Source organism: Candidatus Villigracilis saccharophilus (genome assembly GCF_016711665.1).
The window spans coordinates 61,814-77,868 of record NZ_JADJSO010000081.1 but is presented as its reverse complement, the minus strand read 5'-3'; the positions used below and the strand labels follow the sequence as shown (position 1 = coordinate 77,868).

The window sequence follows — 16,055 nt, the reverse complement described above, 5'->3', positions numbered from 1 at the left end:
AAAGAATGTATGTTATGTAAAAATGTGATTGATGGGATTTAAAAATTTTTGGAGAAATTACATATGAATGTTACCTCATGTATGAAACACAATGTTGTCTCCATCCATGTGACAGCCACGATCCGCGAAGCCGCAGCGATTTTGGTCAAGAAACATATCGGCGTACTACCCGTTGTGGATAATGATGACAGACCAGTCGGCGTGATCGGCATTCGCGATATGCTGACCCTCGAACTGCCTGACTTCGTCACTTTCCTGGCAGATGTAGACTTTGTCCACGATTTTGGCGCGGTAGAGGAAATACATCCTTCAGCAAGGACGCTCAATAAAACTGTCAAGACGTTAATGAAACCCGCGGTCACCGTTGATGAAGACTGCGGACTGCTGCGTGCCTATGCCCTGCTGCTGCAACACAACCTGCACGATATGCCTGTGATTTCCAAAGATGGAAAACTGGTGGGCATTACTTCACGTGTTGACATCGGAGTTGCCATCCTTTCCACCTGGTCAAAGGCGGAAAGATGACCGTGATTCCAGCTGTCATTTCCAGCACCATCTTTTTCGGAAGCCTGATCCTGATTTTTTCCGAAAAGATGAATCGTTCCATTACGGCTATTGCAGGTGCAGCCTTGATGGTGGTAGTGGGGAGAATTTTGGGATTTTATTCCGAAGAAGCCGCCCTAAAAGCGATCGACTTCAATACCCTTGGCCTTCTGTTCGGCATGATGATCCTTGTTGCCATGTTGGAGCCAACAGGGTTCTTTCAATATCTGGCAGTTCTCGCGGCACGTTCCTCGAAGGGGAACCCTTTGCGCCTGTTTATTCTATTGGGCGTCATTACAACAATTCTTTCCATGTTTCTTGATAACGTGACCACCGTTGTCCTTATCGCTCCGGTAACCATCCTGATCTGTGAAATTGTTGGGATAAGTGCCCTCCCATTTTTAGTCTCCGAGGCCTTGCTGTCAAACACCGGCGGTGTGGCAACATTGGTCGGTGATCCGCCCAATGTGCTGATCGGTTCCGCTGCAGGTTTTTCTTTCAACGATTTTTTGATCTATTCGATGCCAATTGTATTGGTCTCATGGGCAGGCGCATTATTTCTGTTGAAATATCTTTTTAGAAAAGAATTGTCCAGACGGCCGCGCGGTGTCAAGGCCATCATGAGGCTTAATCCCGCTGAAACGCTCAATGAACCATTGATCGCGCGCCGCATTCTAATCGTCTTGATTGGCGCTATTTTATTTTTCTTCCTGCATCATGCATTACACGTAAGCCCATCCATGGTCGCGCTGACCGCGGCAGCAGTTGCCCTGGTCTGGGTGCGGCCTGATATTCAGGAAGTCCTCAAACATATTGAATGGAGTGTGCTTATTTTCTTTGGCGCACTTTTTGTGATGGTTGGAGGGTTGGAACATTCCGGCGTCATGGAAGCAATAGTAGGGTTATTGGAACGGGCATCCGGTATCCCGCCGGTCTTATTTGGATTTGGATTGATCTGGATCGTAGCCGGGCTGTCAGCAGTCGTGGATAATGTTCCCATTACGATTGCGCTGATTCCTGTCATCAAAGGGTTGGGCGAATCGGGCATGGATATCACACCCCTTTGGTGGGCGCTGGCGTTTGGCGCAGGGTTTGGCGGAAGCGGCACGATCATTGGCTCGACTGCAAATATTATCGTTACAACTCTTTCGGAAAGAACGCGCACACCCATCACAGCAAAGATCTGGAATAAACGAGGCTTGCCGGTCATGTTAGTGACATGCGCCATCGCCAGTATCCTTTACGTTGTGATGTTCCGGTGGATGTGATTTTTACGCCAGGCTGCCCGCTAGCAAAGGTTGAATCATCCACTGACATCTGATAATATCAAAGTAAGTAAAATTTCTTAAACAGAGTCAATCCAGGGCGCGGCGTGAAGCGCCTTCATTGAAGGAGAATCAGTATGGAAAATCCGATCCATTTATTATTGATGGCGGTCGTCCAGGACCAGGATCTTGAGACTGCCACCAGAGCCCTGCAGGGAGTCGGCGCGTCGTTGACCTATCTTTCCAGCGCGGGCGGATTCCTGGGGCGGCGCAACGCAACACTCCTGATCGGCCTGCCTGCTGAAAAAGAACAGGAAGCGCTCGAAGCACTCCAAAGATCCTGCCGCCAACGGATCGAGTATATGACCCTGCCGCTCGAAGGCTCGCCCATGCCGATGCCCGCGCCTGTCCCCGTGACAGTCGGCGGCGCGACGGTGTTCGCTTTGCCTGTTGAACGTTTTGAACAAATCTAGCATTGGGAGAAATCACCATGAAAATGATCATCATCATTGTCAAAGATAACGATGCCGACACACTTACGCAGGCTTTCACTGCAGGGAATTTTCGTGTGACGCGGGTTGCATCCACGGGCGGATTCATGCGCAGCGGTGTGGTCACCATGCTGCTGGGCGTCGAAGACGCGCAGGTGGACGCGGCCATTAAAGTTGTGCGCGATGCCCTGCCCAAAGCGTTAGACAATGAAAAACGCGCCACGCTGTTCGTTGTGCCTGTCCATCATTTTGAGCAGATCTGAAAATGAAAAAGAAGATCCTCCTTGCCTTGATCGTATTGCTGGCGGGGATGCTGGCATGTTCCCTTGCCAACCCTGTCAGCACACCCGCTCCCGTTAATGTGGAGACGATCGTCGCGGAGACATTCGCCGCCCTGACCTCCACTGTGCCTGAGATCGACGCAACGCCTCCGCCCCCGACCGAAAGTCTGCTCCCGCATTCGATGTATTTTCTCAACAACGACGGTGCCGGGCTGGCGCAAGTGTATCGCCTTGAGAAAGATGGCAAGACCGTTACACAATTAACCTTTGAACCCGCCAAAGTGGAAGATCATGATGTTTCATTGGTGGACGGAAGTGTTGTGTACGTCTCCGATAACAAGTTGTACACTGTCAATGCTGATGGAAGCAATCGCAGTATGATCGTGGACGGCGGCCCGCTCGATGCGAATAATCCCTTCCTCTCGAACATTACCAGTCCTGTCTGGTCGCCCAATGGTCAGACCATTGCGTATGGACATAAGGGACTGAATTTTTATTCCATCGCATCCGGGCAATCCAACCGCGTGCTTGACAATGATATTGACGATCTTGGGAATGACCTGCTTGTTCCGCGTGAAATGTACTGGCCTGAAAAATACTCTGCCGATGGCGGCAAACTGGTCATTACACTTGGTTATTATGAAGGCGCATCCGCTGCCATTTATTATCCAAACGGCAATGCGCTTGTCCGTTTGAGCAATGATGAGGGCGCGTTCATCTGCTGCGGCTTTACCGAATGGAGCGCCGATGGCTCCGCCTTGTACTCGGCATATCCATACATGGGGATGTTCATGCCCGGCTTATGGCGCGTGGACTCAGCCAATGGCGCGGTGACTACTCTGGTCAACGGCGACCCGGGCGACGGCACATTCAACTATGCAGACGCGCCGTACCCTGCCCCTGACGGTCAGTTGTATTATTTCTTCGCGAACATGCCGAGTTCAGATGAATTTGTCAACCGTCCGCCCTTACAGCTTGTCCGCTCTGCGGTGGATGGTGCGACGAATAGAACTGTCCTGCGCCCCGAAACTTTTGAATTAATGAACGAATCCCTCTGGGCTCCAGACGCCAGTTTTGTGCTCGCGGCCATGGCTCCGATCCAAGATGTGTACCAGGGCGGCCGGGTGGACATGTATTACACAGACGGCCAGCCGGTCATCTCGCTGATTCCTTTTGCAATGGAAATGAAGTGGGGACCATAAGGTGAGTCCAAAACCTCCGAAGTCTTTAAGACTTCGGAGGTTTTTTTATTCCAATACAAAATTATCGATCAGCCTTGTCTTTCCTAAAATTACTGCCATCGAAAGCAGGGCTTTTCCCTTCACCACATCCAACTCTTCGAGCGTGTCATAATCCGCGCATGAGACATATTGCACAGGTCGCGCGCGGCTCGCTCTCAAGCACTTCTTTCATCTTTCCTCTTAGTACTTCCGCATTTTGCTCACCGCCTTCGTAAGCGTCCTTCGCCGCGCTCAGTGCGCGGAACAGCACCGCCGCGGCTTTGCGGTCAGCGCCTTCCAGATATTTATTGCGGCTGGACATGGCCAGCCCGTCCGCCTCGCGCACGGTGGGGCAGACGATCACATCCACGGGGAAATTCAGATCCCTCGTCATCTGGCGGATGACCGCCGCCTGCTGTGCATCCTTCTGACCGAAATACGCCTTGTGCGGCTGGACTGCGTTGAACAGCTTCGCCACGACCGTGGTCACACCCTTGAAGTGGGTCGGCCTCATCGAGCCTTCCAGCGGACGAGTGACCGTATCCACCTCGACCCAGGTCTGGTAGCCAGTCGGATACATGATCTCAGGGGTGGGAGTCCAAACCAACTCCACGCCGAGGGGTTTGATCAGGCTCAGGTCACGCTCAAGGTCGCGCGGATATTTCGAGAGATCCTCGTTCGCTCCGAACTGGGTCGGGTTGACGAAGATGCTCACGACTACATGATCACACTCCTCTTTGGCGCGGCGGATCAGGGAGAGATGTCCCTCGTGCAGGTATCCCATCGTTGGGACCAGACCAACTGTCCCTGCGAGAGAGAGGCGGGCAGTTCTTAGGTCGGAGAGAGAAATCACAGTTTTCATATCAGTTCCTCAATAAATTGTCTAGACAAAATTCCTTTTGGGGCTTGACAGGCTAGAAACTTTGTTCTACACTTTAGTCACCAATTAGACATAAGGAGAAAAAATGGCATATTCACACACGAATTCAAAAGGCAACACCTACTACCTGCACTCAAAGGGCAAAATGTTCTTCTTCGCACGTGAGATCAAGGAAGGCGCAATGGATGCCCTACCTGCTGGTTACAGCGTCAACGAAATGAAGACAGGCATGCTCGTCCTAAAGAGAATCGTCGCTGAAGGCGAAGGCAAGCCGGCGGAAACCAAAGCATCCTCATAAAGTATAACTCTGTTCGACACAACCAAATATTCTTTTAGATAAAAAAGGAGACCACTATGACACGTAACATTGCATCTAAAAGCCACGAGACAAAAGCGAGGGGAACATGCCTACACTAAACCGCGTTCAATTGATCGGCCGTTTGGGCAAGGATCCCGAAAGCAAGTTCACCCCCACCGGCAAGAAAGTGGCCCATTTCAGCCTTGCGGTCAGCAATCACTGGAAGGACAAGAGTGGAGAGACAAAAGAATCCACTGAGTGGGTCAACATTGAAGCCTGGGGACGGCTCGGCGAAGTCTGTCAGGAATATCTCAAGAAAGGCAGTCTGGTTTTTCTTGAAGGACGATTGAAGACAGATAAATACGAGGACAAGAGCGAGACGAAATACTTTACCAAAGTAGTGGCGCTCACCCTGCAATTCCTCGATAAGCGCCCCGCGGAAGAACCCATGATGTCTGTGGATGAAGACCCGGGCGATTACGACGCGTAGCGAGTAAGAAGTAACGAGAAACGAGTTACAAGTAAAAAGACGACCACTTTTTGAGTGGCCGTCTTTTTTTGTTGAATCAATGCACTACTTTTTCTTACCAGCTTTGGCTTTTACCGTTTTCTTCGCCTTGGCGGAAGGCTTTACAGCAGCTTTCTTGCCCTTCGAGACCGGGCAGTCTTTTTACTTTTTCCCTTCAATGGCAACTTCTCCAATTCACTCACCAATTTCTCCAGCACATCGAAACCGCCCTGCCAGAACTTGGGGTCGCGGATGTTAATGCCCGCTTCTTCAAGGATTTTCGCTGGGGCTTCCGACCCGCCCGCAGAGAGGATCTTGAGATAGCGCGGCTTGAAGGATTCTCCTTCAATTTTATATTGCTGATAAAGCGAGAAAACCAGCAACTGTCCGAAAGCGTAGGCATAAACGTAGAACGGGGTGTGATAAATATGCGGGATGGAGACCCATTCCCATTTGAATTCATCGCTCAGCTCAACAGAATCGCCGAGTTGTTCCTTCAGATTTTCCATGTACGCGGCGGATAGTTCATCCACAGAGGCATTCTTCTGGATCATGTCATGCGCCTGCTTCTCGAACAAGGCAAAATACGATTGGCGCATGATGGTGGCGTAGGCATCGTCCACTTGCTTGAAGAGGATGTCACGGCGCACCGCTTCATCCTTTTCTTCGGCCAGCAGCTTGTCAGTGAACATCATCTCACCGAATGTGGATGCGGTCTCAGCCAGCGGCAGGGACGAATGGAATGTAAAGGTGCTGTGATGGGATGCCAGCATCGAGTGAATGGCGTGACCGAGTTCATGCGCCATGGTGGCGACATCCCGCGCGTTGCCCTGATAGTTCAACAAAACGTAAGGCGTCATGTCAGGCAGAACAGACCAGCAGAACGCGCCGTCACGTTTGCCCTTGCGGACTTCACTGTCGAGGCGGTTGTCATCGAACACGCGGCGGGCAAGATCACCCAACTTCGGATCGAAGGCGCTGAACGACTCCAACACCATTTCGGCGGCTTTGCCGTAGTCATATTTCTTGTCCGAGCCGGCCACGGGTGCGTAGATGTCGTAACGGCGAAGTTTTTTGACCCCGAGTGTTTTTGCTTTCAAATTGAAATAACGTTTGAAAATATTTGTATTCTTGCGCGCGGTCTCGAGCAAGGCGTCCACGGCTTCGTTGGGAATATCATTCGCAAGGTTGCGGACCGAGAGCGGATCGGAGAATTTGCGCAGGGAAATATTCTCGTTGTGCCAGTCGCGGGCAACAGTCTGGTAGATCTGCCCGAGAATAGGTCCTGCTTCACCGTAAACACGATACAGTTCCTGATAGGCAGCGGCGCGCATTTTTGGGTCACTGCCCTGGGCAAAGCGCATCACCTGTCCGCGGGTAAGTTCCTGTACCTTCCCTTTTACTTTCAACTTGAAAACGTAACGGCTCGTGATCGAGTCATATAATGTATTCAATGCATTGACACCCGTCACATTTTTCAGGTTGACCACTTTCTCTTCCGCCTCGCTCAAGGTATGCGGCTTGAACAGGCGCATGGATTCGAGATAATAGCGATAGTCACCGGAAGCGTCCATCAAGCGCTTTGCGTTGACCTCATCCACTTCCTTCCACCACAAACTGAAGAAGAGGGTTCGGTTCTCGATCTCTGCCAGGAATTGCTGTGCGCGTGAGTACAGGGACTGCGCCGCCTGATCCTGCGTATCCGCTGTGAACGACAGGCCTGCAAACGAATAGAGTTTGTTTCCCACGCGCGTCATTTCTTCGCTGGCGTGGATGACCTGCAAGAACTGTTCGGTGGAAATGTCGGGATTGAGCTTTCCGCGCACGCCTTCGAACGAAGTGACCTGCTCCTCGATCATGTCGAATGCGCTTTGCAGTTCAGCGCTTTCATAGGACGGGTAAAGCGGCGCAAGGCTCCATTTTGAAATTTTGTATGCCATGGAATTCTCCTATTTCTTATGGTTAATAAATTAAGCGGATCGTTTCCGCTCACGGACTGCAAGGGTAATCAGAACGATCAGAGTAAGGATTGAACATGCAAACCCTATTATAAGGGTGGTTACATAGGCAGGGTCCGAATAATTTCCCACAACCACTTCGATGATCTCAGTTGACCGTTTGGAATCACCAAAATTTACAAGGCTCCAGGTGCGGGAATGAATGATCAGGTCATACGCCATCAATCCTCCACCGAACAAAACCAGAATCTTCTTTTCCCAGTCTTTTTGTCCCCATTCAGTGAAATGAGATTGGATCTGGATTCCCGCGAATGTGATCAAAAACACCAGCGGGACGATCACAAAACGGGTTGGCGCACGCTGCGAGTCTAAAAATGGAATATGAGAACTAAAGAGCGGCAGATAGGTTGACCCTATCGAGAAAAAAAACATAACCATAATGGGAAGGTACAGTGGACGATATTTCTCAGCTTTCGCCCAATTTTTGATGACCCCGAAGTAAAGCAGGAAGGCAAAACCCAGCACACCTACATAATACGCTTTTTCCCAAAACCCCTGACTATTCTCCGCGATGAATGCTTGCAGCAATTGAAGAACTGATGTGAACCCTCCCAGGTATTTAAGCCCGGTGCCGCCAGCAAACTGAAGAGCGGGAGGCAGAATTCGGATCATACTCAGCAGGGCGCTCAGAATGACTGCCTTCATCATAGTGGAGAAATATTGCGGCTGGAACAGTCCCAGTAAAAGCAGGAAACTTATACAATAGATATAGAAGTGCGCGGCTCCCTGCAGGACAATTATCAGCAAGACCAGACACATGGCGAGCAGCCACTTCCAGCCGGTACGCTCTCCCTCCACCATTTTCAAAACAAGCAGAACATAAAATGGCAGGAGAAAATACCCCACCCACTCAAAGTGACCGACTCCCAATGTGAGCAACGATGTGCCCATTCAAATTGAAAAGCAGAAAAATCGAAAGAAAGGAAACAAACGAAAGTTGATATCTGGCGCGGATCAACAAAAGACCTGCGAAACTCAGGCTATAAAAGATCCAGACATTGACAAGCACATAGGTGGACGGGTTCAGGAAATACAGCAAAAGAATTTGAGGCGAGAAGGGACGATTTTGTCTGGCAAGATATTGCGAAGGAATGATATAGGCAGAATCCGCGTGCAGTGGAAATTGTCCGCTTCTGAAAGCCTTACTTAAGAAATCCAGATAAGGACCGACATGCAGGTGCCAATCTTGAATATCAAAGCGGTTATTGAACCAATCCAGGAAGAATCCCCAATGTAATAAGCCTGCGCTGAACAAGCCCGCCAGCAGGATGGTCACAGCCCATTTTGCGGAAAGGGACTCAAGCGGTTTAAAAAGAACATCCAAAAAAAACTGACCGACTTTTGAAAGTTTTTGTAAGAATGGATTCGTCATATTTTTTCTTGTCGCTAAACGATCATCTTTTGAAATAATAAGTGAGGGCGAAAGCTGCACCCTCACTTATTATAAGATATACAAAACATACCTGGTTCGTTACAAGCTGGATCGGACGTGCATGATATCGCCATCCTTAACAGGATATTCCTTGCCTTCGAGTCTGAACTTCCCTTTGGCTTTCGCTTCATTCATCGACCCGAGGCTGATCAGGTCTTCGTAGGCGACCACTTCCGCCCGTACAAATCCGCGCGACAGATCGGTGTGGATCTCACCCGCAGATTCTTGCGCGGTCGCGCCGCGTTTGGTTGTCCACGCGCGCACTTCGTCTTCGCCAACGGTGAAGAAGGTTTGCACTTGCAGCAGATCGTACGAAAGGTTGATCATGCGGCTCAAACTTAATTCCTTGATGCCGTATTCTTCCATGAAGACAGCCGCATCCTCCGCGCTCAGTTGGGCGATCTCCATTTCGAGTTTTCCCATCAACGCAACGGAAGGGTGGTCAAGCTTGCCTTGAGTATCGGGAGCAGTTTGTCCCTCACCCATATTGAAAACAGTGAGGATGGGTTTGCGTGTCAGCAGACCAAAACTTGCCAGTTCCCTGTGTTCATCATTCGTGAACTCCATACTTCGCAAAGGTTTGTTATCCGAAAGAGTCTTGTTTAATTTTTCGAACAATTCTGTCTGGCGCGCATTCAGCGTTTTATCCGTGCCGCCCTTTTTGCGTTCCTCGATTAGTTTTTCCAGCTTTCTTTCAACCGCGATCAAATCGTTCAACAGCAGTTCGGTTAACATACTATCGGCATCGCGCATCGGGTCAATACTTCCACTTGGATGCATGACGTTCTCGTCTGTGAAACCGCGTACGACGAGGATCAAACCGTCCATTTGGTTGAGTTGATTCAACAGTTGCCCGGAGATGCCGCTTTTGGCGGAACCAGCTTCCAGCCCGGCAATATCCGCGTATGTCACTTTGGCGTAGATGGTCTTTCTCGGGTTGAACATGCCTGAGAGTTTGGTCACGCGCGGGTCGGGGACATCCACAACGGCGTTGTGAACTTCGATACGCCCCGCCGAGGCGGTGGTGGGAGTATTTCCGCGCGTGAGGGCGTTGTAAATGGTGGTCTTTCCAGATTGGGGTAATCCTATGATTCCTAGTTTCATGCTTGACCTTATCAGTGAGAGTTTGTTATACTAGCGGGCGCTAAACAACCGAAAGCCGGAGTGGCGGAATAGGCAGACGCGCACGACTCAAAATCGTGTTCCCTACGGGAATGAGGGTTCGATTCCCTCCTTCGGCACAAAGATTATACTCGACGTCCTCTCATTACGAGAGGACGTTTGAGTTTTATTAGAATTTATCACTATGCGTTGACATTGATTTTTTGGAATTGTAGAATCGTTAATGAGGCAACTTTTTTCGCCGTGAAAGCGTAGATAACTTTATACTATTCATACCAGCCATTTTATTGGAGGTGCAAGATGAAACTTACCCTGTTCTTTGCCGCGATCGATCTGTTGATCTTGCTGTTGTATCCGATCGCGTACATCATGCATAATGTACGAAAAATGATGGGCTTAAAACATTAGCAGGAAATCAAAATAAAAGTAAAATAAATCCAGGAGGCACCATCATGCCATCAATAAACGATATCCTTGCTGTGATCCTGGGTGGAGGTCGCGGTGCACGCCTGTATCCGCTGACCCAAATGCGCTCGAAGCCCGCTGTTCCAATTGCGGGCAAGTATCGTCTGATCGACATTCCCATTAGTAATTGCATTAATTCAGAGATCTATCGAATTGCGGTCCTGACGCAATTCAATTCAGTCTCCCTGCATCGCCACATTTCGCACACATATAACTTCGATGCCTTCCATACAGGCTGGGTGCAGATCTGGGCTGCGGAACAAACCATGGAAAGCGCAGACTGGTATCAGGGCACGGCAGACGCGGTCCGCAAGCAAACGCTTGAGATCCAATCCAGCGGAGCCAAGAATGTGTTGATCCTTGCCGGCGATCATCTCTATCGCATGGATTACAAGGCTCTGGCTGAATATCACTGGGCAACTAAAGCCGATGTGACAGTGGCTGTCCAGCCGGTTCTGCGGGAAGAAGCGCCTCGTTTCGGAATTTTGAAACGGGAAACAAATGGAAAAATCTCCTCCTTTGTCGAGAAGCCCAGGGATGCAGAGACCCAGGCGAAATTCGTCAGCCGTGATGACCCGGCCCGCCCGTTCCTTGGATCGATGGGCATTTATATGTTTAAGACGAAAATCCTGATGGAATTGCTGGCCAACTTCCCCAGTTACCATGATTTTGGCAGTGACATTATCCCGCAGGCGATCAAGACCCATTCAGTGTTTGGTTTCGATTTTGACGGTTACTGGCAGGATATTGGAACGATCCGATCCTTCTACGAAACGAACCTTGCGCTGACCACGCCTGAAACCCCATTTAATTTTTACGATCCCAAACTGCCGATCTATACCGACACACGCTTTCTGCCAAGTTCAATTATCGAGGACAGCAAACTTCAAAATGTGTTGATCTCGGATGGCAGCCGCATTCTACGATCTGACATTTCGCACTCGATCATTGGCACGCGCAGTCAGATATCGGCGGGCTGCACTATCAAGGATACCATCATGATGGGCTCGGATTATTACGAGCGTGATGATGAAGGACTCCCCATTGGCATTGGCGCGAACTGTCATATCGAAGGCGCCATTCTGGATAAGAATGTACGCATTGGCGATGATGTGGTCATGCTGCCCTTCCCGCGCAACGCGGATATTGACAATGAAAAATGGTATGTGCGGGACGGCATTGTAGTGATCCCGAAGGATGTGACGATCCCCGCCGGGACGCGTATCGCCCCGTCATAGATCATCCTCTCTCTTCTGAATTTGTTCAATCCAACTTCCCGCAGGTTTCGACTATAAACAGTCTTGAATAATTACCTGCGGGAAGTTTTGTGCAAATATGTTGATAGCAATGAGGAGCCTTCTTCATTGAAACATAATCCGCTTCTAAACGCCTCCCGTGCGCGAGCCAACCTTAAATTATGCTATACTCGCATTATATGAAGTCATCGCGCGAATATTGGCCGCGCTGGGCAGAGACCTTGCGACGTTATCAACTTCACGAACTGACCGCCTCGCTCCTTGAAGCAGGAAGTCCTTTGGCCATGCTTGGAGCGCAGGCGCTTTACTTTAGCCGGGGATTATTCGAGAACGATCAAATAACAGCCCTGGCAGTGACATTGGAAGAAGATGATGAAGCGCGCGCCTTCGCTTCGTTCCTTGTTCAAGAGAGAGCCTCCGTATGAACGAGTTGATCATTATCATCATCAGCGCATTCCTGCTCTTTGCGATTACATTGTGGAAACGAAGATCGCCATCAGTCCTGCGGGAGATTCCCGCGTTGATACGGCTATATCGCACACTCGGACTTAGCATTGAAGATGGCACACGCCTGCACATATCACTCGGGTCTGGAAGCCTGCTGGATGCGCGCGGCGGTCCCGCCTTTGCGGGATTGGCGATGCTGCGTCATATTGCAGAACGCACCTCAGTGAGCGACGAACCCTCCATTGCTTCTGCCGGCGACGCCGCCCTCGGCTTGCTGGCGCAGGACACCTTGCAGTCCGGCTATCAAGCCGCCGGCGTGAATGAGTTATATATTCCTACCAATGGTCGTGTAACCGGGTTAAGCCCCTTTGGATACGCCGCCGGCGCGATGCACATCTCACAAAATGAAAATGTTTCAGCCAATATCATGATCGGGCATTTTGGTCCGGAAGCCGGTCTGCTCGCGAAGCATCAGACCGCGAAAATGTGATCAGCATTGGCGCAAGCGACGAGTTAAGCGGTCAAGCGGTTTTATACGCAAATACAAATGACGCCCTGATCGGTGAAGAACTTTTTGCAACAGGCGCTTATCTTGGCGCGGGCGCTTCCCACGCGGCCAGCCTGACCGTTCAGGACATTCTACGCTGGCTGGTGATCCTCTCTTTGTTGGGCGGAGCTGCAGCAAAGTTTTTTGGGGTGATCTAATGCGAGTATTTACAGCAGTCATTGCCATTGCCGCGGGAGTTTTAGTGTTGGGTGGTTATTTCTTTCCGGTGCTCGCGGCTATCCAAACGCTTTTATTGAACTGGGCAATTGTCCTTGCAGGCATGGCTGCGCTCGTTGGGATTTTTAATTTGATATCTGTTCATACAAATAAAATCCGCAGTCAGCAAAAAGGAAGCGTATATAGCGCGATCCTTGTCATCGCCCTGACAGCGACTTTCGCAGGCGGCATCATCCTACGGCCCGATCATAGTACGATGGCGATCCTGATGAACGGTATCATCATTCCTGTTGAAGCATCGCTGATGGGTCTGTTGACCGTCTCATTGATCTACGCAGCCATCCGTCTTTTACGCCGCCGCGCAGATTTGATGAGCGTCGTTTTTTTGGCTACAGCCGTACTGCTTATTCTTGGGTCAGCCACGCTGCCTTTCGGAAATATTCCCCTGCTTGGATCATTGGTAAAGCCATGGATCACTCAAATATTGGCGTTGGGCGGCGCGCGCGGAATTTTGATCGGCGTGGCGCTCGGCACATTGACGACCGGTCTGCGTATCCTGTTTGGCGCTGATCGTCCGTATGGGGGCAACTAATGGCAGACCTTATTAAGTGTCCCGTTTGCGGTCAAAACAATTTTTCAGATCAGGAATTCTGCCTGTTTTGTCAATCACGGCTGGAGCCGCTGACAGGAGCGCTAAAAGGAGCAGACTCTCCGATCAAACCCGGGCAGGCTCCCACAAAAAAAAATACAGCAGAACTTGAACCGATCCTGCCACAATGGTTAAGGGATGCGCGCGATTCCGCGCGCAAGTCTGCGAACGATGATGCCGCTCCTCAAAATGGCAAACAATCACAGGATACGTTCCCTGCATCCAATTCCGACCTGTTAGCTGGTTTGCAATCCCAGGCAGACAGCGACGACGAAGGTATTCCTGATTGGCTCGCCGGCATCACCGGCGACTCGCCAAAAATCAATAAACCTGAAGCAGAATCTTCCGAAATACGCTGGGTGGAACTGGGCGGCGCAAAAGATTTTACACAGGAAGAACCATCCGCAGAATCGTCATCCGAAGAAAAAAATGACGTTATGAATTGGCTCCGTGGAGCAAGCGATGACCCGCAATCACAAGACGCGCAGCCACAGGACACCATTATCACTTCATCTGAAACGCCGGAGTGGCTGCGTCAGATGTCTGCAGAACATGAGACAAAGAATGAGAATGTTCCACTCAAGCCGTTCGATCCAGCCCCGGAATCCCTGGCTACAGCGGATTGGCTGCATCAACTCGGTGAAGACGCCTCAAAAAATAGCGCCTCATTTTTCAACAATGCTGAATCCTCAGACAGCACAAAAGACTCTGCTTTGCCGTCTGAGGATGAACCAAACTGGTTAAGTTCACTGCGCGGCTCACAGGCGAACATTGAAAGCGCTGAATCTGCCTCTTTTTCAGAACCTGTTTCAAATGGATCTGAAGCGGCCGAAATATCATCCAACGACAGTTTACCGGATTGGATGAAAAGTCTGCAATCCAGCGAATCTGAACCATCCACACCAGCCGCGACGCCGCCCTGGCTTAAGAGTGAAGAAGTATTACCTTTTGAATCTTCTGACAGTTTTGAGATGCCTGCATGGCTATCTGCATCATCATCGGCTTCCGAGCAGCCCGGCAAAGAGGAACAGCCCGCCCAGGAAGACCTGCCGCTCGGTGACATTCCAAACTGGCTAAAGGCCGCCGCGCCGCAATCGTCGATCTACTCTGACCTGCCTGCCGATCAAACACCCCCGACTTCTGATGAAGATTGGCTTAATTCTTTTAAATCATCCAATCCAGCTGAGGACCAATCCCCGCCCCAATTGACGCCCGCGTTTTCGACAGAGGAATCGCAGCAAGCACCTGCATTTACACCGGATGCGCAGTCAAATTACAACATGGACTCGCTCTTTACCGACATGCCGGATTGGCTTTCGAACGCAGTCGAGGATTCTTCGGTATCTGCACCCGCCGCAAGCAACGTAGATTCACTTACACCCAGTGAATTGCCGTCCTGGGTAAAGGCAATGCGGCCGCTTGAGGCTGGCACTTCACGATCAGATCCAAACGATGAAACCTTTGAATCACGCGGTGCGCTGGTTGGTTTCCAAGGCGTACTTCCGTCAGTGCCAGGCTTCACGCCCTCCAGTAAACCCAAAACATATTCGATCAAGTTGCAGGCCAGCGAAGAACAACAGGCACAGGCCGCAATGCTCGAGCAGATATTGGCGGCAGAAACCGCGCCTGACCCGATCGCTTCCTTCTCGACGCTGCCCACCTCCAAGGGCTTGCGCTGGTTTATCGCTTTTGTCTTGATCGCAGCGTTGGGGGCCGTATCATTCCTGCGTACACAGATCTTTGCCTTGCCCGTGGGCGTTCCATCTGAGATCAGCGGAGCGCTGCTCGTATCACAGGCCATCCCTGAAGGCGCGCCCGTACTCGTGGTTTTTGATTATGAACCTGCCCGCGCTGGAGAAATGGAAGCCGCGGCATCGCCGATGTTCAACCTGATGCGAAATCCAAACTTTACTTTCATCTCCACCAGCGAGACCGGCGCGATCCTCGCAGAACGCTTCATTTCCGGTCCCCTGGCTGACTCTGACCAAAGCGGAATTCAGCATCTAAACCTGGGCTACCTGCCCGGCGGCCAGATGGGCATCCACGCGTTTGCACAGGATCCAGTCTTTGTATTTCCCCAATTAAGAGACACCACATCCTTATCACAATTTGCGGCATTGATCATCATCACGGACAATGCCAATTCCGTCCGCGCATGGATCGAGCAAACTTCATCGGAGCGCGGGGAAATTCCAGTTGTTGCCATTTCCAGCGCGCAATCTGCGCCGATGATTCAGCCGTACTATGATTCAAGTCAGATTCGCGGTTTGGTGAGCGGAATATATGGCAGCGCGGTCTTCGAGCAGAATATGAGCGGCGGCTCCGGGATTTCAAGGAAATATTGGGACGCCTATAGTATTGGCATGCTGCTTGCCATGGCATTGATCTTAAGCGGCGGGCTGATCAGTTTTGCCTTCGGGCTTCGTGACCGCGTCGCAGCGAGGGAGGAAAAATAA

17 protein-coding genes, 1 tRNA gene and 1 pseudogene are annotated in these 16,055 nt (G+C 50.7%); 14 read left to right on the top strand and 5 right to left on the bottom strand.

Annotated features, from left to right (window positions below):
- Positions 1–63: 63 nt before the first annotated feature.
- The 5 genes from IPL17_RS25475 (at position 64) to IPL17_RS25455 (ending at position 3,782) form a co-directional block, all read left to right on the top strand.
- A complete protein-coding gene (locus IPL17_RS25475; protein WP_345309901.1) occupies positions 64–525 on the top strand; it encodes a CBS domain-containing protein in 462 nt (153 codons plus the stop codon).
- Positions 522–1,811 (top strand): ArsB/NhaD family transporter, encoded by a 1,290-nt coding sequence (locus IPL17_RS25470; protein WP_345309900.1) that lies wholly within the window; start codon positions 522–524, stop codon positions 1,809–1,811. Before IPL17_RS25475 ends, IPL17_RS25470 begins: the two co-directional genes overlap by 4 nt.
- A 134-nt stretch (positions 1,812–1,945) precedes the next feature.
- Positions 1,946–2,281 carry a cyclic-di-AMP receptor gene (locus IPL17_RS25465; protein WP_345309899.1) on the top strand — a complete coding sequence of 112 codons (336 nt, stop codon included), beginning with the start codon at positions 1,946–1,948 and terminating at the stop codon, positions 2,279–2,281.
- A 17-nt stretch (positions 2,282–2,298) separates the two neighbouring features.
- Entirely contained in the window at positions 2,299–2,562 is a 264-nt protein-coding gene (locus IPL17_RS25460; RefSeq protein WP_345309898.1) for a cyclic-di-AMP receptor, read from the top strand.
- Between the two features lie 2 nt (positions 2,563–2,564).
- Complete coding sequence (locus tag IPL17_RS25455; RefSeq protein ID WP_345309897.1) at positions 2,565–3,782, top strand: hypothetical protein; 1,218 nt, start codon at positions 2,565–2,567, stop codon at positions 3,780–3,782.
- 45 nt (positions 3,783–3,827) lie between these two features.
- Here IPL17_RS25455 and panC read toward each other — a convergent pair.
- A pseudogene (gene panC / locus IPL17_RS25450) lies at positions 3,828–4,662 on the bottom strand (pantoate--beta-alanine ligase).
- A gap of 103 nt (positions 4,663–4,765) precedes the next feature.
- On the opposite strand from panC, the gene IPL17_RS25445 reads away from it, so the two are divergent.
- Both IPL17_RS25445 and ssb read left to right on the top strand, forming a co-directional pair.
- Positions 4,766–4,978, top strand: a complete 213-nt coding sequence (locus IPL17_RS25445) for a hypothetical protein (protein ID WP_345309896.1) — start codon at positions 4,766–4,768, stop codon at positions 4,976–4,978.
- Between the two features lie 106 nt (positions 4,979–5,084).
- Positions 5,085–5,468 carry a single-stranded DNA-binding protein gene (gene ssb / locus IPL17_RS25440; RefSeq protein ID WP_345309895.1) on the top strand — a complete coding sequence of 128 codons (384 nt, stop codon included), beginning with the start codon at positions 5,085–5,087 and terminating at the stop codon, positions 5,466–5,468.
- 140 nt (positions 5,469–5,608) lie between these two features.
- On the opposite strand, the gene IPL17_RS25435 is transcribed toward ssb, so the two are convergent.
- The 4 genes from IPL17_RS25435 to ychF form a co-directional block, all read right to left on the bottom strand.
- A complete protein-coding gene (locus tag IPL17_RS25435; RefSeq protein ID WP_345309894.1) occupies positions 5,609–7,426 on the bottom strand; it encodes a M3 family oligoendopeptidase in 1,818 nt (605 codons plus the stop codon).
- A gap of 30 nt (positions 7,427–7,456) precedes the next feature.
- Positions 7,457–8,395, bottom strand: coding sequence for a hypothetical protein (locus IPL17_RS25430; RefSeq protein WP_345309893.1), 939 nt, complete (start codon positions 8,393–8,395; stop codon positions 7,457–7,459).
- Entirely contained in the window at positions 8,355–8,876 is a 522-nt protein-coding gene (locus tag IPL17_RS25425) for a hypothetical protein (protein WP_345309892.1), read from the bottom strand. The genes IPL17_RS25430 and IPL17_RS25425 overlap by 41 nt, the downstream gene beginning before the upstream one ends.
- A gap of 99 nt (positions 8,877–8,975) precedes the next feature.
- Positions 8,976–10,040 (bottom strand): redox-regulated ATPase YchF, encoded by a 1,065-nt coding sequence (ychF, locus tag IPL17_RS25420; RefSeq protein ID WP_345309891.1) that lies wholly within the window; start codon positions 10,038–10,040, stop codon positions 8,976–8,978.
- Positions 10,041–10,094: 54 nt separating this feature from the next.
- Between ychF and IPL17_RS25415 the strand changes: the two genes are divergently transcribed.
- The 7 genes from IPL17_RS25415 (at position 10,095) to IPL17_RS25385 (ending at position 16,055) form a co-directional block, all read left to right on the top strand.
- Positions 10,095–10,177: transfer RNA gene (locus IPL17_RS25415), tRNA-Leu, on the top strand.
- 333 nt (positions 10,178–10,510) lie between these two features.
- Positions 10,511–11,761 carry a glucose-1-phosphate adenylyltransferase gene (locus tag IPL17_RS25410; protein WP_345309890.1) on the top strand — a complete coding sequence of 417 codons (1,251 nt, stop codon included), beginning with the start codon at positions 10,511–10,513 and terminating at the stop codon, positions 11,759–11,761.
- Between the two features lie 197 nt (positions 11,762–11,958).
- Positions 11,959–12,204 carry a hypothetical protein gene (locus tag IPL17_RS25405; protein ID WP_345309889.1) on the top strand — a complete coding sequence of 82 codons (246 nt, stop codon included), beginning with the start codon at positions 11,959–11,961 and terminating at the stop codon, positions 12,202–12,204.
- On the top strand, positions 12,201–12,716 hold the full coding sequence (locus tag IPL17_RS25400) for a DUF6754 domain-containing protein (protein WP_345309888.1): 516 nt from the start codon (positions 12,201–12,203) through the stop codon (positions 12,714–12,716). Before IPL17_RS25405 ends, IPL17_RS25400 begins: the two co-directional genes overlap by 4 nt.
- The gene (locus IPL17_RS25395; protein ID WP_345309887.1) at positions 12,713–12,931 is read left to right on the top strand and encodes a DUF6754 domain-containing protein; all 219 of its coding nucleotides are present in this window, start codon (positions 12,713–12,715) and stop codon (positions 12,929–12,931) included. The genes IPL17_RS25400 and IPL17_RS25395 overlap by 4 nt, the downstream gene beginning before the upstream one ends.
- Positions 12,931–13,542 (top strand): hypothetical protein, encoded by a 612-nt coding sequence (locus tag IPL17_RS25390; protein WP_345309886.1) that lies wholly within the window; start codon positions 12,931–12,933, stop codon positions 13,540–13,542. The genes IPL17_RS25395 and IPL17_RS25390 overlap by 1 nt, the downstream gene beginning before the upstream one ends.
- The gene (locus IPL17_RS25385; protein ID WP_345309885.1) at positions 13,542–16,055 is read left to right on the top strand and encodes a hypothetical protein; all 2,514 of its coding nucleotides are present in this window, start codon (positions 13,542–13,544) and stop codon (positions 16,053–16,055) included. Before IPL17_RS25390 ends, IPL17_RS25385 begins: the two co-directional genes overlap by 1 nt.

Coding starts and splice junctions, on each gene's coding strand:
- IPL17_RS25445 (WP_345309896.1), top strand. CDS start 4,766: ATGGCATATTCACACACGAATTCAAAAGGCAACACCTACTACCTGCAC.
- IPL17_RS25465 (WP_345309899.1), top strand. CDS start 1,946: ATGGAAAATCCGATCCATTTATTATTGATGGCGGTCGTCCAGGACCAG.
- IPL17_RS25475 (WP_345309901.1), top strand. CDS start 64: ATGAATGTTACCTCATGTATGAAACACAATGTTGTCTCCATCCATGTG.
- ychF (WP_345309891.1), bottom strand. CDS start 10,040: ATGAAACTAGGAATCATAGGATTACCCCAATCTGGAAAGACCACCATT.
- IPL17_RS25460 (WP_345309898.1), top strand. CDS start 2,299: ATGAAAATGATCATCATCATTGTCAAAGATAACGATGCCGACACACTT.
- IPL17_RS25455 (WP_345309897.1), top strand. CDS start 2,565: ATGAAAAAGAAGATCCTCCTTGCCTTGATCGTATTGCTGGCGGGGATG.
- IPL17_RS25435 (WP_345309894.1), bottom strand. CDS start 7,426: ATGGCATACAAAATTTCAAAATGGAGCCTTGCGCCGCTTTACCCGTCC.
- IPL17_RS25410 (WP_345309890.1), top strand. CDS start 10,511: ATGCCATCAATAAACGATATCCTTGCTGTGATCCTGGGTGGAGGTCGC.
- ssb (WP_345309895.1), top strand. CDS start 5,085: ATGCCTACACTAAACCGCGTTCAATTGATCGGCCGTTTGGGCAAGGAT.
- IPL17_RS25470 (WP_345309900.1), top strand. CDS start 522: ATGACCGTGATTCCAGCTGTCATTTCCAGCACCATCTTTTTCGGAAGC.
- IPL17_RS25425 (WP_345309892.1), bottom strand. CDS start 8,876: ATGACGAATCCATTCTTACAAAAACTTTCAAAAGTCGGTCAGTTTTTT.
- IPL17_RS25385 (WP_345309885.1), top strand. CDS start 13,542: ATGGCAGACCTTATTAAGTGTCCCGTTTGCGGTCAAAACAATTTTTCA.
- IPL17_RS25405 (WP_345309889.1), top strand. CDS start 11,959: ATGAAGTCATCGCGCGAATATTGGCCGCGCTGGGCAGAGACCTTGCGA.
- IPL17_RS25390 (WP_345309886.1), top strand. CDS start 12,931: ATGCGAGTATTTACAGCAGTCATTGCCATTGCCGCGGGAGTTTTAGTG.
- IPL17_RS25430 (WP_345309893.1), bottom strand. CDS start 8,395: ATGGGCACATCGTTGCTCACATTGGGAGTCGGTCACTTTGAGTGGGTG.
- IPL17_RS25400 (WP_345309888.1), top strand. CDS start 12,201: ATGAACGAGTTGATCATTATCATCATCAGCGCATTCCTGCTCTTTGCG.